Here is a 24,588-nt window from a genome sequence, read left to right as displayed (position 1 = left end):
GGGATATTCACCATGTCAGTGAAAACAATCAAACGAACCATGACGGCACTTACCGTTGCTCTTGCTTCAATCATGTCGACTTCTGCCTCGGCGGGCGATCTGCAAGACATTAAAGACAGTGGCGTGCTGCGTCATATCGGTGTGCCTTACGCCAACTTCGTTTCTTACATTGATCAAGGGGAAATGCAGACACTGACAGGTCTTGATGTCGATATCATTAAAGGGTTTGCTCAATCTCTCGGCGTGCGTTACCAGTACGTGCCAGCGCAGTGGAATAATGTGGTCGGTAAACTGACAGGCCAGCAAGTTGAATACAAAGATGCGCAGCTCGTCGTGGGTGAGAAGATGCCAGTTGAAGGCGATCTGATCGCTAACGGTGTCACTATTTTGGATTGGCGTGCTCAAATCGTTGATTTTTCAGATGACTACTTCCCATCTGCAGTGTGGCTGGTGGCTCGTACCGACTCTACTCTTACGCCAATCACGCCGACTGGCTCGGTGGAGCGCGACATCACCAAAGTAAAAGCGCTGATTAATGGACGTGAAGTTCTGGCGATGGAGCACTCATGCCTAGACCCAAATCTTTACAACTTGTATGACACGGGTGCTAAGGTGATTTTGCCTGATGGCCAGCGCCGTTTGAACGAAATGGTTCCTGCCATCATGAAGAACGATGCAGAGAGTACGCTGCTAGATGTGGCAGATACACTGATTGCATTAGAAAAATGGCCAGGTGAAATCAAAGTCATTGGCCCAGTCTCTGAAAATCAAAAAATGGCGGTTGCCTTCCGTAAGGATTCTCCTGAATTAAAAGCCGCGTTTAACCAATATTTGAATTCAATTAAGCAAGATGGGACGTACCAAGCTCTGGTCGAGAAATATTACCCATCTATTTACTATTTCTATAATGACTACTTCTTAGAAGATAGTAAGAAAGATATATGAGAAAGTCTGTAAAAAAAATATCAAGCCAGAAGATCATTACCATCAGTGCGATTTTGGTATCGCTTTACTTGGCGATGCTTATTACTGTGACGAGTTTAGGTCAAAATAAATTAAAAGATTCACAACACCGAGAACTCGGCCTAAAGGTGAAAAGTTACGCAGGTACGCTTGATAATTTATTTACGCTTGCCAGCGAAGATATAGACCATCTATCCACCGATAAAACGGTGCAGACCTTTTTTGCTAACCTCGCTTCTGGCATGTCGATGGAATACGGCTTGGGTGCGAGTTTGATTAATTTGAAACGCAAGCTGCAAGAAAAGTCCGAAACGAAAATCGTCAATAACCAAATCATCTACAAGAAGCTGACCCTGATTGGCCTTGATGGATCAACAATCGTCACAACTGGTGCGAAAACAGACCATCGCATCGACACCTCGCGATTACTGCAAAACCACAAAAATACCGAAGAGATACGAGCCGTTCGTGATGACGGTAGAGTGTTAATCCAAGTGGTCAAGCAAGTGATGTTCTCAGGCAAACCGGTTGGTTACTTGATTGCAGACATCAACAAGCAAGTAGTGATTTCTCAACTCACCAATCAGGAACATGAAGACAGTTACAGTCGCATGGTGCTGAAGATCAATGACGTTGAAATGGAAGTTTGGGATTCGATCAGCCGCAAACTGGAACAAGAAAATGTTACGGGCCCAGAGGCGCTTTCTCAAGAGCTTAAACAGAAGATTTACTTCGAAGTGCCAATTGAACGCCATCATTTCGAGTTGATGGCGTGGTTTGAATCGCTCAGTGAACGCGACATCTACACCTCGCGCGTATTCATTACTGGGTTGAGTATCCTTGCTATTTTGATTGTGTTTGGTCTCTTGTATGCGTTTAGCCTAAATAACACGCGCGTCGAGCTTAAGATCAAACTGGAAGAAGAAAAAAAGCGTAAAGACTTTCTGTCTCAGCAAAACCAACGATTAACCAGTGAAATCGAGCGTCGTAAATCATCAGAGATGGAGTTGGCTTACCAAGCAAAACACGACTCTCTAACCGGACTGCCAAACCGAGTATATGGCTCAGAACGTTTGGATCTGGAACTGTCACGCGCTGAGCGAATGGGTTCCAACGTATTGGTTATGTTCATTGACCTCGACCACTTCAAACAAATCAATGACTCCATGGGTCACTTTGTCGGTGATGAAGTCTTGAAACTGGCAGCAGAACGCCTGCACAACGCGGTACGCAAGACTGACTTACTCGCGCGTATTGGTGGCGATGAATTCCTCTTGGTTATCCCTGATTTGCAAGATGCCGACAGCGCAAAACGTTTTGCTACGACTGTTCTGTCTGTGTTCAATGAACCGTTCGTTTGGCAAAACCACGAGTTCTTCCTATCGGCAAGTGTTGGTATGTCGGTGTTCCCAGAGGATGGCGACAACGCAGAGCAACTACTGGCGTGTGCAGACATGGCGATGTACCGCGTGAAGCAAGATGGTCGTGATGCGTTCTGCTTCTATGACCACAACATGAACCAAGATTTGCAGCGCTTCTTAGATTTAGAAAGCCGTCTGCGTCATGCCATTGCGCATGATTTATTAGAGCTCTACTACCAACCTATTATTGACTTGAACAGCGGTACGATTGTTGGTGCTGAAGCCTTGATGCGTTGGAACGATGAGAAGTTTGGTTTCGTCAATCCAGAAGAGTTTATCTCAATTGCCGAGAAGAACGGTTTGATTCATCAGCTAGGGGACTTTGCAATTCGCCAAGCGTGCCACCAAGCTGCCCAATGGCAGACCGTTGCACCTCTGTTCGTGTCAGTAAACTTCTCTAGTGTGCAGTTTAGATACTGTGATCAACTCTTAGAACAAATTAAGCAGCACCTCGAAGAGTCGGGATTACCTGCCGAGATGTTCGATGTAGAAGTAACGGAAAGCTTGCTCTTCAACCACAGTAACGAACTGATGGGGATGTTAGACAGCTTACGAGCATTGGGCGCGAAGCTTACCATTGATGATTTCGGTACCGGTTATTCCGCATTAAGTTACTTGCAGAAGTTCCCGTTTGATCGCCTCAAGATCGACCGCAGCTTCTTGCAGAACATGTTTGAGAATGAGTCCGACCGTGAGCTTGTGAACGTAATTATTGCGATGGCGAAAGCGTTGAATCTGAAGATCGTCGCAGAAGGCATCGAAGAACAGCGTCATGTGGATTACCTGAAAAACCTAAACTGTGAGTTCGGACAAGGTTTCCACTATAGCCGACCATTACCTGCTAAGGACTTTGAAGCACTTTTAGCTAAGCCGACTTGGCTATAACTCCTTTCATTACAACCTCATAGAAAAGCATTAACTGGATTCGTGCCTTGGGTTCATTAATGCTTTTCCACCTTGAGGGATAATCGTTTTTCCTTCCTTGAATTACACTACACTTAATTGATAAGTAAGTGCCTGTGACCCCCGTCACATAAAGGCTCAACCTAATTCTAATCGAGTGAAAACTCGACAAAATAAACAGGAAGGAATTGCGAATGTCTTCTGCATTTTACCAACAGATTGAACAGCAAATTGAAGAAGTGAAGGCGGAAGGCCTTTACAAGGCAGAGCGTATCATCACGTCTCAACAGCAAGCGGCTGTTAAAATCTCTACTGGTGAAGAAGTACTAAACTTCTGTGCGAACAACTACCTTGGTCTTGCTAACCACCCAGCACTTATCGAAGCGGGTAAAGCAGGCATGGACGAGCACGGCTTTGGTATGGCTTCAGTACGTTTCATCTGTGGTACTCAAGACATCCACAAAGAGCTTGAGCAGAAGCTTTCTAAGTTCCTAGGTAAAGAAGACACGATTCTTTACACATCATGTTTCGACGCAAACGCGGGCTTATTTGAAACTATTCTAGGTAAAGAAGACGCAATCATCTCTGACGCACTAAACCACGCGTCAATCATCGATGGTGTTCGTCTATGTAAAGCGATGCGTTTCCGCTACTCAAACAACAACATGGAAGAGTTAGAGCAACAACTGATCGCTGCGAAAGAAGCAGGCGCTCGCCACATTCTTATCGTAACGGACGGCGTGTTCTCAATGGACGGTGTAGTAGCAAACCTACCAGCTATCTGTGACCTAGCAGAGAAGTACGGCGCACTGACTATGGTTGATGACTCTCACGCTGTTGGCTTCATGGGTAAAACAGGTGCAGGTACGCACGAGCACCACAACGTGGTTGACCGTATCGACATCATCACTGGTACGTTAGGTAAAGCAATGGGCGGCGCTTCAGGCGGTTACACATCTGGTAAAGCGGAAGTGATTGACTGGCTACGTCAGCGTTCTCGTCCATACCTATTCTCTAACTCTGTTGCACCAGCAATCGTAAGCGCTTCTATCCGCGTTCTAGACCTATTAGAAGAGAGCGGTGACCTACGTGACCGTCTATGGGAAAACGCAGCACACTTCCGTACTCGCATGGAAGACGCTGGTTTCACGATGGGTGGTGCTGATCACGCAATCATTCCAATCATGCTTGGCGACGCAAAAGTAGCAGCAGAATTCGCAGAGCGCGCTCTAGAGAAAGGCATCTACGTAATCGGCTTCTCATTCCCAGTTGTACCAAAAGGTCAAGCGCGTATCCGTACTCAAATGTCTGCGGCACACTCTCGTGAGCAACTGGACCGCGCAATCGACGCGTTCATCCAAGTTGGTAAGGACATGGGCATCATCTAAGTTTCGTTTCCCCTTCCTAGCCTCCTCCTAAAACATAGGAGAGGGATTAGATGGAAAGGAGAAAGAGCTTACGTTTAAAGATAAAAAGGCTTTCCCAACTCTTCTGAGTCGGCTCATGGGCAAAGCCTTTGTTTCTTCTTTAAACGCATTAGATGAAAGAATTTTTTGTCACGCATAGAGCGGGGCAATGTTTGGTGAATACTATGAAAATTAAAGCATTATCAAAGCTAAAGCCTGAAGAAGGCATCTGGATGACTGAGGTTGATAAACCTGAAGTTGGCCATAACGACATTCTGATCAAAATTAAGAAAACCGCTATCTGTGGTACAGATGTACACATCTACAACTGGGACGAATGGTCACAAAAGACAATTCCAGTACCTATGGTTGTCGGTCACGAATACGTGGGTGAAGTGGTTGCGATTGGTCAGGAAGTTCGTGGCTTTGAAATCGGTGACCGCGTATCTGGCGAAGGTCACATCACGTGTGGTCACTGTCGTAACTGTCGTGGCGGCCGTACTCACCTTTGTCGTAACACAATTGGTGTAGGCGTTAACCGCGAAGGTGCATTCGCAGAATACCTAGTGATCCCAGCGTTCAACGCGTTTAAGATCCCTGAAGGTATCTCTGACGATCTAGCGTCTATCTTTGACCCGTTTGGTAACGCAGTACACACCGCGCTTTCTTTCGACCTAGTAGGCGAAGACGTGCTTATCACAGGTGCAGGCCCAATCGGTATCATGGCAGCGGCAGTAGCAAAACACGTTGGTGCTCGTCACGTAGTGATCACAGACGTGAACGAATACCGTCTAGAACTTGCTCGTAAAATGGGCGTAACGCGCGCAGTAAACGTTGCAGAAGAGAAGCTAGAAGACGTAATGGCTGAGCTAGGCATGACAGAAGGCTTCGACGTAGGTCTAGAAATGTCTGGTAACCCAGCCGCATTCAACTCGATGCTAACGACAATGAACCACGGTGGTCGTATTGCACTACTAGGTATTCCACCATCAGACATGGGTATCGACTGGAACCAAGTTATCTTCAAAGGCTTGGTGATCAAAGGTATCTACGGCCGTGAAATGTTCGAAACTTGGTACAAGATGGCTTCACTGATCCAATCTGGTCTGGATCTATCGCCAATCATCACGCACCACTACAAGATTGATGACTTCCAAGAAGGCTTCGATGTAATGCGCAGCGGTATGTCAGGCAAGGTTATTCTTGATTGGGAATAAGGTCGCGATAAAGCAACCTAAAACCTCTTGATATCAAATTAATAAAAACGCCCCAAGTGAACCTTGGGGCGTTTTTTGTTTTTAATGACTGACTATTTTGTTGAACAGCGCTTCGTTGGCAACTCAAACTCATTACTACTTCAGCGTTAGCGTTTTATTACTATGGTTCCTGTTTCAACTACACGAGACTCCTTCGATGCCATGACTTTTGCCGTGTGCTTTTCTGATGAGAAGAGTGTTTTAGCTGATGTCGTAGGTTGACTGATAGAAGGGGCATGCTCCTGCTTCTGGTAATGAATTTCCCAATTTCGAGTTTGAGTGTTGTAGCGCATAAAGGCAAAGCCCGTAATATTCTTAATCGTGGTGCTACCTTTTTGGTAAAAGCCATAATCACGGAAACTCATATAGTTGATTAATCCGTTGATATGGTCTTTTACATCATTGTATTGCTTATCTTCTTTGCCACCTTCCACATGGTAAACCCTGATTAAATCATCGCTCCAGTCATCCACAACAAAAGAGCAACCGCTGAAATTGGGCGTGAAAACATATAAATGGTCGCGATGAGGATCAGGGTGTTTAGGTATATCGAGATACTTGCCTTGCGCGACCCAGTAGGCCATCTGTGATGTATTTTTATCGGGTTGTTCGCCTGCATATGTATCGATAACTTGGAGCGCACCTACCGCTCCATGAGCGTGTTTGTATTGCATGCCACTAAACACAAGCTCACCACTCTCTTTAACTTCCTTTTGAGTGGTAGGGGTGAGTGATGACATCTGAAGAGCGACAACCTCTGCACTAACAGGCTGATTGGCAAAGCTAGAACCAAGCAGGTCTGATGGCAAGACGCGTTTTCCTATCGCATCGTTCATTTCCATTCTTGATGCGGGCATCGGTGACAGGATAGCGTCAGGCAGCTCACGTTCTTCGCCCACGTGAATATGGTTTTTCTGTTCTTCTTCTTTGCGGTCGGCGACGACTTTGTCTCGGTTATCATTCCAGCGCTTGTAGTCACTTGACGAGTAAGTTAACTCATCCCTGCGTTCTTGCTGTTGTCGTGCTGCTCGTTGCGCTGTGGTTTCTTGTGCTTCTTCTGTATTAGCAGGCGCTGATTGATATCGCATAGTCGGCATTCCAATAAAAATAAATAAAAGAATACCTATGATTTTCAATATTTCATGAGGCGACTGTTTAAATAGTGATTTTTACTAACAGAAAGCTCAGAACGAAATTGTATTTTAAATTCAGCTGTGTGTTTAAGTTTGTTGTGGCTAAATAAAAACCACTTATAAAATTCAATAGATGACTGTTAAGAACTTATTTATTTGTGATAGTTATTAAAGTGCGTCTTTATAATATTCAAAGTTATTGTTTTAACAGTCAGCTTAGCCAATACTCTCCCCTTTATTGCTGCAATATTTTTGTACTGGTCTGATTCTCTATGGTTTCTAATTGCCGACTTATCAATTACATAAAATGTGGAGATCATTTCCAAATTTAGCAGGTAAACATAGATTGCATAGCGCGAGCTAATCCATTTTCGTCATTCCTTTGTTAATACTGCATGCGTGAACATACGCATAAGAAAGTGTTCATTACTTAACCATAGATACAAAAGGAAATGAAAATGAGAAAGTCACTGACAGCACTTGGTTTAGCATTGGTATTTGCAGGCTCAGCAAACGCGGCAAACTGGGGCTATGAGGGTGAGCACGGCCCGGCAAATTGGGGTGAATTCGCACCTGAATGTGCGAAAGGTCAAAACCAAAGTCCAATCAATATCGAATCAGCGGCTGAAGCGAAGCTAGAAAAACTGGATTTCGATTACGAAGGTAAGGCGATTTCACTGTTGAATAACGGCCACACTTTACAGACCAGTTTAGAAGGCAAAAATACTCTCACTATTGATGGTAAAGAGTTTACGTTAAAACAGTTCCACTTCCATACGCCATCTGAAAACCATGTAGATGGTAAAGAATATCCACTAGAAGCGCACTTTGTGCATGCCGACAAGGCTGGCCATCTGGCGGTTGTCGCGGTGTTCTTTAAACTGGGTGACGCGAACCCAGATCTTGCTAAGCTGCTGGCTAACATCCCAACTAAAGATCAGGACGTAGCCATCAAGGTTCCATTTGATGCTGACGCGCTTATTCCAAGTGATAAAGACTACTACCGCTTCAATGGCTCTCTAACCACGCCACCGTGTTCTGAAGGTGTGCGTTGGTTGGTGATTAAAGAGACACAAACTATCTCCCCAGAGCAGGTGAAAGAGTTTGCGAAAGCGATGGGGCAAAACAACCGTCCAATCCAACCGCTTAACGCTCGAATGATTCTAGCGCAGCAATAATGGTTGAAGTGACCAGTCATAAAAAAGCCCGCTGATTTAGCGGGCTTTGTGTTTGGTATTTTGAAATTAGAAACCACTGTCGTCTTGCGTTTGAGCTTTCGCCATTTGAATCGGGTCAAGCTTGAGTGTTTGCGTAGGGAACGCAATATCCGCTTCGTGCTTCTTAATGATCGCCATGACCTGCAAAAGCACATCTTGCTTCACTTCGTGGTAGCGAACCCAGTTCACTGTTTTGGTGAAGGTATAGATAAAGAAGTTCAGTGAAGACGCACCAAACGCATCGAAGTTGACGATAAGTGTCTGGCGCGTATCGATGTCTTTGTGGTTCTTCAGCATTTCGCGCACTTCATCAATGATTACTGGTACTTTGTCTGCATCGTCGTAGCGCAGGCCAATTGTCTCAAAGATTCGGCGGTTCAACATGCGGGACGGGTTTTCGACCACGATGTTGCTGAATACTGAGTTAGGCACATAGATAGGTCGCTTATCGAAGGTACGAATGCTGGTCATACGCCATCCAATGCGTTCCACCGTTCCTTCAATTTGACGGTCAGGAGAGCGGATCCAATCGCCAACCTTAAACGGACGATCGAAGTAAATCATCAAACCACCAAAGAAGTTTGATAGAAGATCCTTGGCTGCCAAACCGACAATCAAACCACCGACACCACCAAAGGTCAGTAAACCAGAAAGGCTAAGGCCAAATGCCTGCATAACGGTCAATACGCCGATAACGATAAAGAACAGGCGAGCGACTTTCGCGACGGCTTGTACGGTCGTCTCGTCACGGGTTTTCTGCTCCAGCACGTAGTCTTCGACGTTGGTGATAAGACGCATCACAATCCAAACTAGGATGCTGATAACAAGAATGAGTTTAAGAGTGCTGAGCCAGTTGAACTCGTTCCCCAGCTCACTTTGCAAAACAATGCCTAAAGATACCGTCGCAGGCCAACACCAGATTAAGGTACTGACGGGGGTTTTGAGTGCTTCTAATAAAAGGTCATCCCAATGAAATGGGGTTTTCTCGACCAAAATGGCTAATCGAGAATGCAATACGCGCCACGCAATCCAAGCAAAAAAGCTCGCAATCGTAATGAACAGTACGCTGCTGCTCCAGTCTTGATGATGGGCCATGATGTAAGTTTGAAGTTCTGTAAACCACTGTGGCATAAGTAAAGTTTCATTTTTTGGAACAATGAGTGAAAGGTAGCAGAGTTTGAGTTTCCGCCCTAGCAAAATGATGTGATTCGAATAATCCGTTCTTGTCTTCTTATCACTACTGTTAAGGAGAGGAGTGTTTAGAGTGATGTTAATGATTAATGTGTAAATACAAGATGATGATACGTATGGTGAAATGTAAAACTAGTACTGTTCAACCTACATGGTGTGATGAAACTCGAACTTTGAAAGATAAGCGCTATCATTCGAACCATCAATTGTAGGTTCTTTGACTCATCGCTAACATTTATCAAGCTCAAATATGAGACTTTAGTGTCACTTTGACATACGGAGATAAACCATGGAATTCACAGAGCTAGATAGAAATGCGCTCTACGACATTTGGATGTCGCAAAAAGCAAAAATGCACCTCACCCAAATGGAGATGGCAAAGCGCCTAGGTTTAAGCTTGCATGAGTTCTCTGCTTTGTTACGTGGGAACGCTCCGCTAACACTTGGCTTCGTGAAGCAACTTTGCGAACAATTGCACGTTCGTCCTGGGCAAGTGATTCCATCTATGAGCAAACGCGATATTTCTTCTTCGGGCTCCGTGTATCTACAAAACCGTATCACCGTAGATGGTGAAATCCGTAATGTCTTCATTGAAGGCAACCAAGTTGTGATCGAGTACGAACACACGGTGAACTAGCCGATCCATCCGTGTATTTTTTGTCGTAGACAATTTATTCACATCTCTACTGATAAAACTAGCAGCCATGATGTCCCTTTGAATGAAAGGAATGGCTGTGAAGACTTTTCTCCGTAATTTCGATAAACAACGTCGTCGTTTGACGCACCAACTTGAGCCTAAACTTGCAGGTTGGTTGAATGACGACTCTCTCACTGTTCACGAACCAATGCCGCACGATCAGGTGAAACGTATTTTGATCGTGAGAAACAACAGTCGTATCGGAAATATGTACTTCCTGCTTCCTTTTGTTCATCAGGTTCTACGCTTATACCCAAATACGAAAGTTGATCTATTGTTGAATTCGCCTTGGCAGGGGGAAGTCTTCAAGAATCTTGGCATCAATCAAATTCATTACTCCAACTTGTCATTCAAATCGCCAGATAAAGCACTTGCGACTATCCGTTTGTTAAAGCGAGAGAGATATGACTTGTTGTTCGCACCGACTGCGGGGGCGTGCGACACTTTTCTTTCCGCTGTGATTCCGGCGAAGAATAAGATCGCTTTTAAGAAAGTTAAAACAGAGCAAGTATTTACTCACTCCTCGGTCACCGATTCGCCTTTTCGTCACGGTGCCTACAAGCCACTTTCTATCCTTGAAGCGATGGGATATGAACTTGATAACACCTTAGATCATCATATTGTGTTTGATTCAAAAGAGCTTTCCTCTGGTATTCAGCAAACACGTAAATTACGCGAAGAAGGCAAGCCAACGTTTGCTTTCTTCCGTGGTGCGCGAGGCAAGAAAAAGCTCAGTGACCATGCTTGGTTAAACATTCTGGCCGAATTTGAACGCAAACAAGGACAGAGAGTGAATTGGGTAGAGGTATTAAGCCCAGATATCCAGCAGCCACTATTAAAAGACTCCCGCACTTTGGCATGCAAGGACCTGCGTCAATTGGGTGCAACGTTGCGTTATCTTGATGGGTTTCTTTGCTGTGATACGGGGCCGTTGCATTTAGCGGATGCCGCAGGTGCAACTTGCTTTGGTTTTTATACGGAAACGTGCCCACAGCGATTCGGGTTGATGGGCGAGAAATGCCATGCGATTCGATTGTTTCTTTCGGAGGAACAAGCCGAGTTCGAGCCTGTGTTAAGAATGGCGTAACGCCGGATGAAATGAAAAAGTGACAGCCAATTGTGCTGTCACTTTTTGTATGAACATGGTTTAGGGCGATTTGCCTAAGGAATCTTCACCAAAGAATCACGCGATAAGTCAGAGATGGTTTTCGCTCCTGTAAGCGTCATTGCTACGCGCATTTCTTTGTCGTAAAGGTCAAGCAAGTTCTCTACGCCAGCACCGCCTTGGGCTGCGAGTGCGTATACAAAAGAGCGACCAAGTAGCGTACAGTCTGCACCTAGTGCCAGCATTCGAACTACATCCAAACCAGTACGAATACCTGAATCGACGAAAATCTTCAGGTCACCTTTTACGGCATCTGCAATGCTTGGCAGCGCTTTTGCTGTTGATAGTACGCCATCAAGCTGGCGACCACCGTGGTTAGATACCACGATACCATCGGCACCGAAGCGAACCGCGTCTTTTGCATCTTCTTCGTCTAGGATGCCTTTGATGACCATTGGTCCGTCCCAAAAGTCTCGAATCCACTCTAGATCTTTCCAAGAGATTGAAGGATCGAAGTTTGCGCCTAGCCAGCCAATGTAATCTTCCAGCTTAGTTGGTTCGCCACGGTAAGTTGAAATGTTACCTAAGTCGTGAGGTTTACCTAACACGCCGACATCCAACGCCCAGCTTGGATGGCGCATCGCTTGGAATACACGGCGCATCGCGGCATTAGGGCCGCTCATACCAGAGTGCATGTCACGGTAACGCGCTCCTGGAACTGGCATATCCACTGTGAAGACCAGCGTTGTTACGCCAGCGGCTTTCGCGCGCTCAAGTACGTTCTTCATAAAGCCGCGGTCTTTTAGAACATACAGCTGGAACCACATTGGGCGTTCAATCGCAGGTGCCACTTCCTCAATTGGACAAACAGATACAGTCGACATGGTGAAAGGAATGCCTTTCTTTTCTGCCGCTTTTGCTGCTTGAACCTCACCACGTCGTGCGTACATACCGGTCAGGCCAACAGGCGCTAAAGCTATTGGCATTGCCAGCTTCTCGCCGAAGATTTCTGTTTCTAGGCTTAGATCGCTCATATCACGCAGAACACGTTGGCGTAGTGCCACGTCACCTAAGTCATCGGTGTTGCGCTTTAATGTGCGCTCGTCGTATGAACCGCCATCAATGTAATGGAAAAGGAATGGAGGCAGCTTGGCTTTCGCAGCAGCGCGGTAATCTGTAGAAGCAGAGATAATCATATTCGTGTGTCCTGGCTGTTATTCTAAGATTGCGTCCTGAGTCAATGAGCACCTGCTCTGTCAGTGTTTCACTGACTGCCATCCTTTCGGCAGTCGACATCAGAATAGAGTATAGATAAGTGATTGAGCTGTGAGACATTCCATACACGGAACAATCAATTATCTGCACTGAAAAAGACTGGCACATCGGTCGGGGGATTGATGCGGCAAGCCACACCAAAAGTGTCGGGGTAGTAGTGCTGACCGCTGTGCCAGAGAAAGTGCAGGGCGGGGGAGACCCTGCGTAAGTGTTACTTCATTAAGGCGTCTGTTAGTTGGAATCCGTAAATCAGAATCAGACCTATGATGCCTGTGACCACCAAGTAGTAGAACGTTGGGATAACCGTCTTGCGCAGCGTTGCACCTTCTCGTCCTAGCAGGCCAACCGTTGCAGAGGCTGCCACAACGTTGTGGATGGCAATCATGTTACCGGCAGCAGCGCCAACTGCTTGAAGAGCAACCACAATGGCACTTGAGATGGTCAGTGTCTGCGCTACTTCGAACTGGAACTGGCTGAACATCATGTTCGACACGGTATTAGAACCGGCGATGAATGCACCAAGGGCACCAACAGTAGCGCTCAACGCCGGGAATGCTGAGCCAACGAGGTCTGCTGCAAAGTTTGCCGTGGTTACAGGCATACTTGCTAGCTCGGCGCCGTTGACACCTGAGTTAATAAAGATACGAACCATAGGGATGGTGAAGACAAGAACGAAACCTGCACCGATTAGTGTCTTACTTGATTCGCCAAACGCTTTGCCTAGTGACTTAGCGCCGCCACCTTGCAAAAGAACCGCAAGTAACGCTACGAAGACTAAGATGCCACCCGGAAGGTATAAAGGTTGAATTGCCGTGCTGATACCGGTTTCACCAAGAATATTACCGAACGATAGGCTTACACTCTTAAGCAGACCTTTGAACTCAGGGCTTACACGGCTTGCCACTAGGATAACCGCTAGCATCACGTATGGTGCCCAAGCTTTGGTTAGGCTCATTGGTTTGCCTGGGTTGTCATCAAGATTGATCTTTAGAGAACCTAGCCATTCTGCTGGCCATTTATCTTCGCTCTCAAAGTCCCATTTGGTTTTTGGAACGAGGAAACCTTTCTTCGCCGCAGTAACTACAATAGCTAGACCAACTAGACCACCGATTAGTGACGGGAACTCAGCACCTAGGAACACGCCTGTTAGTGCGTAAGGCACAGTGAAGGCAACACCAGCAAATAGTGCAAATGGCAGAATGTCTAGACCTTCGCTCCAGCTCTTATTCTTACCGAAGAAGCGCGTCAGCATCATTGCCATGAGTACAGGAATGAGAGTACCAACCGTTGCGTGAATCATTGCTACGCTTGCGGTGATTTGCTGTAAGTACGCGTCCCATGTTGAGCCATGAGCAACCAGTGCTTCACCGATGTTGTGCGTGTCTAAACCTTTGTTCACACCTACGATGATTGGTGTCCCAACCGCACCGAAAGATACTGGCGTAGATTGGATCATCATGCCCATCAGTACCGCTGCAAGCGCAGGGAAGCCAATGGCTACCAATAGAGGAGCAGCGATAGCAGCAGGCGTACCGAAGCCAGATGCGCCTTCAATGAACGAGCCGAAACACCAAGCGATGATGATGGCTTGAACACGACGGTCGGCTGAAATATCAGTAAACCCATTGCGAATAGTGGTGATCGCGCCAGTGTGTTTTAAAGTGTTGAGCAAGAAGATGGCACCAAACACGATCCAAAGAACAGAGACAGTAATACCTAATCCTTGGAAGACAGACGCCAGTACGCGAGTAGCTGACATATCCCAAAACATTAGGGCGATAGCGACGGTTAGACCGAACGCAACAGGCATGGCTTTTTTAGCGGGCCAGTTGAGACCAACCAATAATATGGCGGCGACAACAATTGGCGAAAACGCCACAAGGGCAAGTAGGGTTTCACTCATTGGTACATCCTCGTACGCTGACTTCTCGAACGGCTTTATGCTGTAGAGATGATTTTTGTTGTAATGGTTTTGTTAATTTGGCGTGAATTTACCCCTTTATTTTTTATAGATATAGGGAAATAATGAAATTAATTTATTCCAAAAGTGACATAATCGATGCGTGCAGATGACCTAATCCTGTTCTCACAGGTAGTAGAAATGGGTAGCTTTAGTAAGGTGGCGGAAGAAAATAACCTTACAAATTCGGTAGTTAGTAAGAGGATTGCTCGACTAGAGGAAGAAATCGGCGCTCAGCTATTATATCGAACAACGCGTAAATTGACCCTGACTGAAGCGGGAAAGGTTTTGTTACACAGTGCTAAAAATGTGAAGCAAGCCACTCAGGAGGCTATGGATGCAGTTTCAGGCTTTGGTGAGAATGTCAGCGGTCATATCAAAATGTCGGTGCCGACTATCTCGGGTGATTTGATTTTGGCAGACGCCGTTGCCGAGTTTTGTAATATGCACCCAGGCCTCACCGTCGATATGTCGCTTGATAACCGCTTTGTTGACTTGGTTGCTGGTGGTTTTGACTTGGTGATTCGAACCGGTTACCTAGAAGATTCCAGTTTGATTGCGCGTCATATTCTTGATTCACAATGGGTGGTTTGCGCCTCGCCTTCTTACATCGCCAAGAATGGTAAACCGATTGAGCCTATCGACTTAACCACACACAACTGTCTGCAATATGCCTATCAAACTACTGGGGCGACCGACTGGCAGTTTAAAGGCAAAGATGGCGATTATATTGTCAGAGTCTCGGGTTGTTTCTCGACAGATAACGCTACTGCATTGCGAAAGGCAGCCTTGGGTGGACATGGTATCGCTTACGTACCGCGTTGTTTGGTCTATCACGATATTCGCAGTGGTGAGCTGGTGGATATTTTCCCTGAGTTAGTAGGTAAAAAGTTGGGCATCTACGCGGTTTACCCTTTTACTCGTCAGCCGCCGAATAAAGTGAAGCTCTTGATCGAACACATCCGAGAGCGATACCTCACTATCTCGCATTACTTTTAATTGGTTCATAAATATAAGAAATGTTTCAATCTATTGGTTGAAATTCGGTGTTTGAACCTTAAGGTAGGTATTGAGAATAAATCTCAACAAAACAATAAAACAAAACACTTAACTTCAAACGGAGTAACACGGACGTTATGCATTACCCAAAAACTCGTAAAGATTCCGTCGTCGACACTTATTTTGGTCACGACATCGCAGACCCATACCGCTGGCTAGAGGACGATCTCAGCCAAGAAACCGCAGAGTGGGTTTCAGGACAAAACTCAGTGACCTTTGATTATCTAGGTCAGATTCCTTTCCGCCAACAAATCCGCGACTTAGTGGCGAGCAGTCAGAACTACGAAAAGTACTCTCAACCCTTTGTTCACGGTGAATACACTTACTTCTACAAAAACGATGGCTTGCAGAACCAGAGCGTTTTATACCGTCGTAAAGGGGATGAAGAAGCGGAAATCTTCCTAGACCCGAATACCTTTTCAGAAGAAGGAACAACATCGCTTGGTGAAGTGAAGTTCTCAAAAGACGATTCTCTTGTCGCGTATTCTATCTCTGAGGGTGGCAGCGACTGGCGTAAGATCTTCGTCATTAATGTAGAAACCAAAGAACAGCTTGAGCCTGAAATTGTCGACGCTAAGTTCACCACAATTTCTTGGCTTGGTAGCAAGGGCTTTTATTACGCGAGTTATGACAAACCTAAGGGCAGTGAGCTTTCGGCGCGCACTGAGCAGCACAAGCTTTACTACCATGAGCTAGGCACACCACAATCTCAAGACAAAGTCGTCTTTGGTGCGTTGGACGCGCAGAAGCACCGTTATGTAGGGGGAGTGACAACCAAAGACGATCGCTTCCTTATCATTACCGGCGCAGAGTCGACATCGGGTAACAGGCTGTTCTATGTCGATTTAGTTTCAGAAGAGCAAGAAGTTATCACGCTTCGAGATACAACCGATGGTGATACACATCTGATTGATAACCAAGATGACACCTTAATCTTCTATACCAACCTAGATGCGCCTAACGGCAAAGTGGTTGGCTACAACACTCAAACCCAGCAATGGACAGAGATCATTGCCGAGCAGGAACAACCACTGGATATAAGCAAAGGTGGTGGCTACTTGTTTGCGACTTACATGGTTGATGTTCTCTCTAAGGTTCAGCAGTTTACTTACCAAGGCGAGTTAGTGCGTGAGGTTACTCTGCCTGATCAAGGCACCGTATATGGCTTACAGGGCAAAGCAGAAGATAAGACGCTTTACTACACCTTTACTAACTACGTGACCCCTCCAACCATCTTCTCTTTTGATGTAGAAAGCGGTGAGTCTGCACTCTACCAAGAATCGAAAGCCCCGTTCGACCGTCAAGAATACGAGTCTCAACAAGTGTTCTACACCTCAAAAGACGGAACAAAAGTGCCGATGATCATCTCGTATAAGAAAGGCACTAAGTTAGATGGTACGGCGCCAACCATGCTGTATGGTTATGGTGGTTTTAACATTAGTTTGACGCCGATGTTCTCAGGAAATGTCGCGAACTGGTTAGAACTTGGTGGTATCTACGCGGTGGCAAACATGCGTGGCGGCGGCGAATATGGTAAAGCTTGGCACAATGCAGGTACTCAGCAACAAAAGCAAAACGTGTTTGATGACTTTATTGCCGCGGCGGAATACTTGATTGAGCACGACTACACCAGCTCGAAGCGATTGGCGATTCGTGGTGGCTCAAATGGCGGCTTGTTGGTTGGTGCGTGTATGACTCAGCGTCCAGAGCTGTTTAAAGTGGCGATTCCTGCAGTTGGCGTATTAGACATGCTTCGTTACCACACCTTTACCTCTGGTGAGGGTTGGAAGTACGACTACGGCACTTCAGAGCAAACCGAGGCGATGTTCCAATATCTACTTGGGTATTCACCTGTGCACAACGTCAAAGAGGGTGTCTCGTACCCAGCTACGCTTGTCACGACCGCAGACCACGACGACCGTGTTGTCCCTGCGCACTCATATAAGTTCATTGCAGAGTTGCAAGAGAAGCATCAAGGAGACAATCCGGTGCTGATTCGTATCGATGTGAATGCTGGCCATGGCGCGGGAATGCCGCTCAGCAAACAAATCGACCTGACTACCGACGTTTACGCGTTTGCATTACATAACATGGGTATCGAAACGCTCGATATTTAATACGAAGCGCAGGATCTACATAATAAAAAATGCCGCGACATCCATCGCGGCATTTTTCATGGTTGGGGGAACTCAATGTGTTAGTTAGGGTGACTAAGCCTAACTTTGAACCAACCAGTCTCGGCGGCCAAACCGAATGGCAGCTATACCATTTTTCGTAGTTATGGCGAAAAATTCACCATACTTTAATCCTAGTTTAAGAATATGAAACTGTGATGAATCTAGGCTGCATCATCTTGATTTTCATTGTTTTCAAGGTCAAATGAGGCATCAATCAGTTTTCTTGTGTAATCGCTTTTCGGATTATGGAAGATTTCTTCTGCCGTTCCTTGCTCCATGACTTCACCCTTTTGCATCACCAGAACACGGTCCGACAGCGCTTTGACTACGGAGAGGTCGTGACTGATAAACAAGAAGCCGATGTTGTGTTTCTTCTGCAAATCTTTCAGGAGATCAATGACGGTCAACTGAACAGAGCGGTCGAGAGCAGAGGTTGGCTCATCAAGCAAAATGAAAGAAGGTTCAAGAATTAACGCACGCGCAATAGCGATACGTTGACGCTGACCACCAGAAAACTCGTGCGGGTAACGGTTAATGGATGCAGGGTCTAAGCGCACCTCTCGCAGAACATCACGTGCCTTTTGCATTCGTTCTGCTTTGCTCATTTGAGGTTGATGCACTGTGAGACCTTCAGTGATGATGTCACCGACCGTCATGCGAGGAGAAAGTGAGCCATAAGGGTCTTGGAACACCATCTGGACATCTTTCTTTAACTCAAAACGCTGTTTGGTAGAGAGTAGGGAAAGGTCTTGTCCTTTGAATTGAATCTTGCCGCTTGATGGCAGCAAACCAATCAAAGCTCGTCCTAGTGTTGATTTACCGGAACCTGATTCACCAACAATACCAAGCGTTTCGCCTTGCTTTAACTCTAGTGAAATGCCTTTAACTGCCTCAAAATACTCGTTCTTGCTGGCGATGAAGTGCGGCTTAACAAGAAACTTAACGCGGATATCATCGGCTTTAAGAAGTTCAGCGGCGTTTTCTTCAATCGGGTCTTTGCTGCCTTTGGGAATCGAGTTAATTAGCATCTTGGTGTAATCATGCTGCGGTTCGGAGAAGAGTGCTTCTGTGATGCCTTCTTCGACGACTTCACCTTTACACATCACCAATACTCGGTCAGCAAAGTGTTTCACTACACCTAAGTCGTGAGTGATGAACAAGATCGCCATGCCCATCTTGGCTTGGATCTCTTTGATCAGATAAAGCACTTCTGCCTGAACGGTAACGTCAAGCGCCGTGGTTGGCTCGTCGGCAATCAGAATGTCTGGCTCGTTGATCAAAGCCATGGCAATCATGATGCGCTGCAACTGACCACCGGAGAATTCGTGCGGATACTTTGTGTAAGCTTGTTGAGGATTTGGTAAGTGAACTAAGTCAAACAGCTCAAGCACCTTGTCTTTGGCTTGTTTCTTACTCACTGGACGATGGCACATAATGGCCTCCGCCACTTGAATACCAACGCGCATGTATGGGTTAAGAGAAGTCATTGGTTCTTGGAAAATCATACCAATGCGATCGCCACGGATGCTTTGCATTTGGCGTTCGGTTTTCTCTAGGATTGATTCGCCTTCAAAGACAATAGAGGAGTCGGCGTGCAAGATGGCATTATCTGGCAGCAATCTCATCAACGCATTGGTTGAGACAGATTTACCAGAGCCAGATTCGCCTACGATAGACAGCGTTTCACCAGCTTTAAGATCAAAGCTAACCTTCTTTACTGCATCGACGATACCATCGTTTGTCGTAAAGCTGACAGACAGGTTGTTCACCGAAAGAATGGTTTGTGTGGACATCACGTTTCCTTGTGTATCGAGTTGTTATTACTGTTATTTGTTGTGCCTTACCGTGGCAACTCTGATGAAGAGGGCTAATTGTAGAGTTGAGACGCGCCCGCTTCTGCAGAACTCATGGCTTGTAGATACAAGAACTGTTCATGAGCACGGGTGACGTGATCGAGCTCTATCATCCACTGAGCGTTACGCTGAGCAGAGCAAAACGCCGCCATGTGTGCCAATAAATCTTCACTCTGTTTGCTTAGCATTTGGCTAACGCGGCCGATTAAATCGTGGCTTTCGAGCTGTAAGAACTGGAACAGAGCGTAAGACTGGTTAAGCGCCGCGAACGCTTCTTGCTGCATACCGAGTTTGTTGAGAATTTCTGATTGCGCAACGCTCGCATCACGCAACCCACTGATTAAACACACAAACTGACACGGCTTGGTTTGTTCGTTTTCAAGTGCGGAGTGAATGTGGTTTGGCAGGTGGCTGAGCACGTCTTCGTACAAGCGATGAGCTTCTGGCCAATGGCCTTGTTCCATCAGCTGCTCTGCTTTTAAATAGCGCATCCAGCATTGCTCAATATTCATCTTCATCTCCACAAAATTCGATTTGAACAGATATTAAATGAAATTAATTATCAATTGCAAGTGCGACCTTTTATCATTTTAAAAGGCGTACAGCTGTTCGTAAAATGTCCAAACGAACCGGGGTGGAAGATAAATCACTTAAATTTAAACAAATAATCTCTACACTGAGGTAACGACAATAAGAAAAGGAGGCGAGTATGGCAGTACAAAGATTGGAACCTAAACAGCTGTATTCTGTAGCTGATCTAGAGAATATGCCATGTAAGTCGACCAAGGAATTACCTCCGATTGACGAAATTGTAGGGCAAGAGCGCGCACAGAAAGCGGTCGAGTTCGCCATGTCAATCAAGGAGAAAGGGTACAACATCTACGCCATTGGTCAGAACGGCCTAGGCAAGCGTACCATGATTTTGCGCTATTTAAACCGCCATCAACACGATGCTGCAGCACTGTTTGATTGGTGTTATGTCGCGAACTTTGAAGACACGCGTATACCAAAAGTCCTAAAGCTCCCGTGCGGAATTGGTAGCAAGCTCAAAGTAGACATCGAAAAGCTGATGGGTAAATTGCTCAATGCTTTACCTCTCGCGTTCGACAATGAGATGTACTACAGCCGAGCTGATCGCTTAAAAAACCAACTTGCGAATAAACAGCAACACGAGTTGGACAGCATCAGTAAGGAAGCAAAAGAGAAAGGCATTAGCCTAACGATCACGGCGCAAGGTGATTATCAGTTTGTTGCGATGGACGGTGAAGAGCTGCATACCGAAGAGTCTTTCGAAGCGCTCAGCAAGAAAGAGCAAGAATACTTTGGCAGCAGTATCGATGAGCTAGAAGTCAGCTTGCGTAATATGGTTCGCGAGCTCACTGAGTGGGAAGACTCATTTAGCGAGAAGATCAAAAAGCTTAATGACGACGTAACGCTGGATGTGATTACTCACTTCATCAAGCAGTTGAAAGTGGATTACGCTGAGTATCCGGAAATCAAAACCTACCTAACTGATCTGCAAAAAGATATTGTCGAAAACGCCGACATCTTCTTAGAGCAGAGTGGTGAACAAGGTGAGATTGCTACCGCTTCCTTAGATAAGAAGCTTCCACGTCGTTACAAAGTCAACGTACTGGTTAGTCGTAAAGATTGCGAGTTCCCAATCGTGGTGGAAGAGAATCCGAACTACCACTCGCTATTTGGTTCAATTGAAACGGCGACGTTCAAAGGCACAGTGTTTACTGATTTCTCTTTGATTCGAGCGGGTAGCTTGCATAAAGCGAACGGCGGTGTGCTATTGATGGATGCACAAAAGGTGCTTGAGCAACCTTATGTGTGGGATGGATTGAAGCGTGCATTACGTTCTCGTCAGCTGAGTTTTACCTCTTTAGAAAAAGAAGTGACATTGACTGGCGCGGTTTCTCTTGATCCTGAACCGATTCCATTGGACATCAAAATCATCTTGTTCGGTGATTACCGCACTTACCAACTGCTGCAACACTACGATCCAGAGTTTGGTGAACTATTCCGTGTGACGGCGGATTTCGAAGACGAAATGAAGCGTACACCGGATTCAGAACTGCAATACGCACGTTTTATTTCTAGTGTGGTGAACGACAACAACATGCTGCACTGCGATAAGAAAGCCATCGCACGCATCATCGAATACAGTTCGCGTTTGTCTGGAGACCAAACCAAGCTTTCGTTGCATTCTGCCAATATCGCTAACCTATTGCGTGAGTCTAACTACGTGGCTCGTCAGGCGAATTCCAACATGATCCGTATCGGACACGTGGAAGAGGCTTTGAGCAATCAAGAAATGCGAGTCAGCCGTTTGCAAGATAGCGTGATGGAAACCTTCGTTAATGGAACGACCTTGATTCGTACCGAAGGTTCTGCGGTTGGTCAGGTCAACGCACTGTCGGTATTGAGCACCAGTGATCACATGTTTGGCGCGCCGAACCGCATTACGGCAACCACGTGTTACGGTGATGGTGAAGTGATTGATATCGAGAGAAGTGTTGATCTTGGCGGTAGTATTCACTCGAAAGGTGTGATGATTCTGTCTGCTTACTTGTCGTCTGTGTTTGGTAAGACAGCACGTGTGCCACTCACAACCACGATTACCTTTGAGCAATCGTACGGTGGTGTAGATGGTGACAGTGCAAGTATGGCTGAGTTCTGTGCAGTTGTGTCGGCGTTCTCGAAACAGCCAAACCGTCAGGATATTGCGATTACCGGTTCGATGAACCAATTCGGTGAAGCGCAGCCTATTGGTGGTGTAAACGAGAAGATCGAAGGCTTCTACGATGTGTGTGAAATCAAAGGTCGTCATGCTGGACAAGGGGTGATCATCCCGCGTTCAAACGTACATAACCTGATGCTTCGCCCTGACATTGTCAAAGCGGTAGAGAAGGGAGATTTCCATATCTGGGCTATCGACCACGTAACCGAAGCGGTAGAGCTGTTTACCGGCAAAGATGCTGGTGAAGCGACCGATGAGGGAACTTACCCTATCGACACCATTTTTGGCTTGGCACAAGCTAAGCTAAATGCGCTGAGAAAATAAGCACTTATTGACATAAAAGTTGATAGAAAAGCGTATAAATCTTCATAACTTGTCATAATGACAATATCCCGACGCAGTTGTCGGGATATTGTCGCTAAAGCCATGAAATTGATGGCTTTTTGCTCTGGACAAAAGTGTGATCTATCTCTAGTATTTGCCCCCTTGTCTATTCGTCCGGGAATAATCCCATCGCAAGGAAGCCAACACTCAAATACCTGAGGTTACTCATGCAGCTATCCCTGAAAAACTTGTCAGTACGAACGCAAGTTTTGGTTCCAGTTCTATTCACTGCGATCACTCTGTTCATCACATTGTGGATCACTCAAAACAACCTAGAAGCAGAGCAAGAATTGGTTGCTTCTAACTCCGATTCTCTTGTGTTCTACAAAGACACATTGGCTAAAATCGACGACCAAGTTTACCCATTGCGCATTAGCGCGGTTTACGCGATCTACGATGCGTCTCGTCGTGATGCTTTCCTTGCTGACCTAAAAGCGGGTGCAAAAGCAATTGATGCTGATCTCGATCTTGTCGATGCTCGTGGTACGTTCAGCAAAGAAGCGCAGAAAGTACGTCAAAGTATTGATGCTTACATTGATTACTCAACACGTGCGGTAGAATTCTTTAACCGTCACGACCGTGGCTTAGTTTCTGATAGCGAATACACAAACTTTATCTCAGGTTACCGCCGTGTTGGTAACGAAATGGTTGCAACCATCAACTCACTATCACAACGTGTGAATGAGATTGCGACGGAAGCAACCGCAGCAAGCGCACGTGAACATACTCGTGTACAAAACAATGCCATGATGTCAGTGATTGCGGTATTTGCCTTCTCTTTGCTAGGTGCTTGGTTCCTATCTGGCATGATTGTTACGCCAATCCAAAAACTTCAAGAAGTGATGCGCAAGCTAGCAGGTGGTGACCTGTCGGTACGTGCAGACATTGATGGCGACAACGAAATTTCACAGCTGAGCAAAGACGTAAACCAAACAGCGAAACAGCTTCACGATACGGTTGACCAACTGATGCGCATCAGTGAAGAAGTGGCTTCTGCTTCAACAGAACTTGCAGCGGTAATGACACAAGCTGAAGCGAATGCACAACAAGAATTGGCTGAAATCGAGCAAGTGGCATCGGCGGTTAACGAGCTAGCAAGCACAGCAAACAACGTAAGCGACAACGCGACATCAGCAGACGCAACAGCACGTGAAGCCGATGGCCTAGCGCAATCTGGCCTAGCGATCTTCCAAGAGAGTGCACAAGCAAGCGAGCAAATGTCTCAAGCGCTTAACGATGCGGCGCAAGTGGTTCTTCGTCTGAAAGAACAATCGGTTCAAATCAACGACGTTATTGAAGTGATTCGTGGCGTATCTGAGCAAACTAACCTTCTAGCACTGAACGCGGCGATTGAAGCAGCTCGTGCTGGTGAATCTGGTCGTGGTTTTGCTGTTGTAGCAGATGAAGTTCGTATGCTAGCAGCGCGCACTCAAGACTCGACGCAAGAAATCTCTTCTATCATTGAGGAGCTTCAAGCGCAGTCTGGTCTTGCAAACGACAGCATGCAGGTGAGCCTAGAGATGCTTAACCGCAACAACGAGCTCACTCAACAAGCGAACGATGCCCTGATTGGTATTACCGAGTCGGTAGCGAACATCAACGATTCAAACACGCAAGTGGCGACGGCAGCGGAAGAGCAGTCTCAAGTAACACAAGACATCAACCGCAACGTGGTAAACATGTCTGAACTGGTAAACCAAAACGTAGCTGGCATCAGCCAAAGCGCGAGCGCAAGTACAGAGCTTTCTCACCTTGCTGAAAAACAAAAAGAGCAGTTGAGTTTCTTCAAGCTTTAGTCAAAAGCAGCGAGCGACAAACATCGACTGATTGAAAAGAATCCCT

At 46.1% G+C, this 24,588-nt stretch carries 17 protein-coding genes; 11 read left to right on the top strand and 6 right to left on the bottom strand.

Translation table 11 applies throughout. The annotated features are described in order from the left end of the window. Nucleotides 1-12: 12 nt before the first annotated feature. The 4 genes from VCHENC03_RS19950 (at nt 13) to tdh (ending at nt 5,910) form a co-directional block, all read left to right on the top strand. Entirely contained in the window at nt 13-945 is a 933-nt protein-coding gene (locus tag VCHENC03_RS19950; protein ID WP_009704972.1) for a transporter substrate-binding domain-containing protein, read from the top strand. After that, entirely contained in the window at nt 942-3,269 is a 2,328-nt protein-coding gene (locus VCHENC03_RS19955; RefSeq protein WP_009704971.1) for a putative bifunctional diguanylate cyclase/phosphodiesterase, read from the top strand. Before VCHENC03_RS19950 ends, VCHENC03_RS19955 begins: the two co-directional genes overlap by 4 nt. A 212-nt stretch (nt 3,270-3,481) precedes the next feature. Further along, nucleotides 3,482-4,675: a glycine C-acetyltransferase gene (locus tag VCHENC03_RS19960; protein ID WP_005432273.1), complete on the top strand. Its 1,194-nt coding sequence runs from the start codon at nt 3,482-3,484 to the stop codon at nt 4,673-4,675. A gap of 203 nt (nt 4,676-4,878) precedes the next feature. Then, nucleotides 4,879-5,910: an L-threonine 3-dehydrogenase gene (tdh, locus tag VCHENC03_RS19965; protein ID WP_005383983.1), complete on the top strand. Its 1,032-nt coding sequence runs from the start codon at nt 4,879-4,881 to the stop codon at nt 5,908-5,910. A 146-nt stretch (nt 5,911-6,056) separates the two neighbouring features. On the opposite strand, the gene VCHENC03_RS19970 is transcribed toward tdh, so the two are convergent. Beyond that, nucleotides 6,057-7,037: a hypothetical protein gene (locus VCHENC03_RS19970; protein ID WP_009704970.1), complete on the bottom strand. Its 981-nt coding sequence runs from the start codon at nt 7,035-7,037 to the stop codon at nt 6,057-6,059. 503 nt (nt 7,038-7,540) lie between these two features. Here VCHENC03_RS19970 and VCHENC03_RS19975 point away from each other — a divergent pair. Further along, nucleotides 7,541-8,260, top strand: coding sequence for a carbonic anhydrase (locus VCHENC03_RS19975; RefSeq protein WP_009704969.1), 720 nt, complete (start codon nt 7,541-7,543; stop codon nt 8,258-8,260). Nucleotides 8,261-8,326: 66 nt separating this feature from the next. On the opposite strand, the gene VCHENC03_RS19980 is transcribed toward VCHENC03_RS19975, so the two are convergent. Further along, nucleotides 8,327-9,430, bottom strand: a complete 1,104-nt coding sequence (locus VCHENC03_RS19980) for a mechanosensitive ion channel family protein (RefSeq protein WP_009704968.1) — start codon at nt 9,428-9,430, stop codon at nt 8,327-8,329. Between the two features lie 349 nt (nt 9,431-9,779). On the opposite strand from VCHENC03_RS19980, the gene VCHENC03_RS19985 reads away from it, so the two are divergent. Then, on the top strand, nt 9,780-10,127 hold the full coding sequence (locus VCHENC03_RS19985) for a helix-turn-helix domain-containing protein (protein WP_005439037.1): 348 nt from the start codon (nt 9,780-9,782) through the stop codon (nt 10,125-10,127). 91 nt (nt 10,128-10,218) lie between these two features. Next, nucleotides 10,219-11,274 (top strand): glycosyltransferase family 9 protein, encoded by a 1,056-nt coding sequence (locus VCHENC03_RS19990; protein ID WP_032802154.1) that lies wholly within the window; start codon nt 10,219-10,221, stop codon nt 11,272-11,274. Nucleotides 11,275-11,348: 74 nt separating this feature from the next. Here VCHENC03_RS19990 and lldD read toward each other — a convergent pair whose 3' ends face one another. After that, on the bottom strand, nt 11,349-12,488 hold the full coding sequence (lldD, locus tag VCHENC03_RS19995) for an FMN-dependent L-lactate dehydrogenase LldD (protein ID WP_005439035.1): 1,140 nt from the start codon (nt 12,486-12,488) through the stop codon (nt 11,349-11,351). 290 nt (nt 12,489-12,778) lie between these two features. Next, a complete protein-coding gene (locus VCHENC03_RS20000; RefSeq protein WP_009704966.1) occupies nt 12,779-14,470 on the bottom strand; it encodes an L-lactate permease in 1,692 nt (563 codons plus the stop codon). A gap of 156 nt (nt 14,471-14,626) precedes the next feature. Between VCHENC03_RS20000 and VCHENC03_RS0125430 the strand changes: the two genes are divergently transcribed. After that, entirely contained in the window at nt 14,627-15,526 is a 900-nt protein-coding gene (locus VCHENC03_RS0125430) for a LysR family transcriptional regulator (protein WP_005439033.1), read from the top strand. Nucleotides 15,527-15,663: 137 nt separating this feature from the next. Beyond that, nucleotides 15,664-17,703: a prolyl oligopeptidase family serine peptidase gene (locus VCHENC03_RS20005; RefSeq protein WP_009704964.1), complete on the top strand. Its 2,040-nt coding sequence runs from the start codon at nt 15,664-15,666 to the stop codon at nt 17,701-17,703. Between the two features lie 221 nt (nt 17,704-17,924). Here the strand turns inward: VCHENC03_RS20005 and VCHENC03_RS20010 are convergent, their stop codons facing one another. Then, entirely contained in the window at nt 17,925-19,556 is a 1,632-nt protein-coding gene (locus tag VCHENC03_RS20010; protein ID WP_009704963.1) for an ABC transporter ATP-binding protein, read from the bottom strand. Between the two features lie 74 nt (nt 19,557-19,630). Next, nucleotides 19,631-20,128 carry a hypothetical protein gene (locus VCHENC03_RS20015; RefSeq protein WP_005439030.1) on the bottom strand — a complete coding sequence of 166 codons (498 nt, stop codon included), beginning with the start codon at nt 20,126-20,128 and terminating at the stop codon, nt 19,631-19,633. 197 nt (nt 20,129-20,325) lie between these two features. Between VCHENC03_RS20015 and VCHENC03_RS20020 the strand changes: the two genes are divergently transcribed. Together VCHENC03_RS20020 and VCHENC03_RS20025 are read left to right on the top strand one after the other, a co-directional pair. Further along, a complete protein-coding gene (locus VCHENC03_RS20020) occupies nt 20,326-22,686 on the top strand; it encodes a Lon protease family protein (RefSeq protein ID WP_009704962.1) in 2,361 nt (786 codons plus the stop codon). Nucleotides 22,687-22,913: 227 nt separating this feature from the next. Next, entirely contained in the window at nt 22,914-24,542 is a 1,629-nt protein-coding gene (locus VCHENC03_RS20025) for a methyl-accepting chemotaxis protein (RefSeq protein WP_005439025.1), read from the top strand. The last annotated feature ends 46 nt before the right edge of the window (nt 24,543-24,588 follow it).

This window comes from Vibrio sp. HENC-03, from assembly GCF_000305755.2.
Classification (GTDB): Bacteria; Pseudomonadota; Gammaproteobacteria; order Enterobacterales; family Vibrionaceae; genus Vibrio; species Vibrio owensii.
The sequence above is the reverse complement of the archived record's forward strand: the minus strand, read 5'-3'. Positions and strand labels throughout refer to the sequence as shown.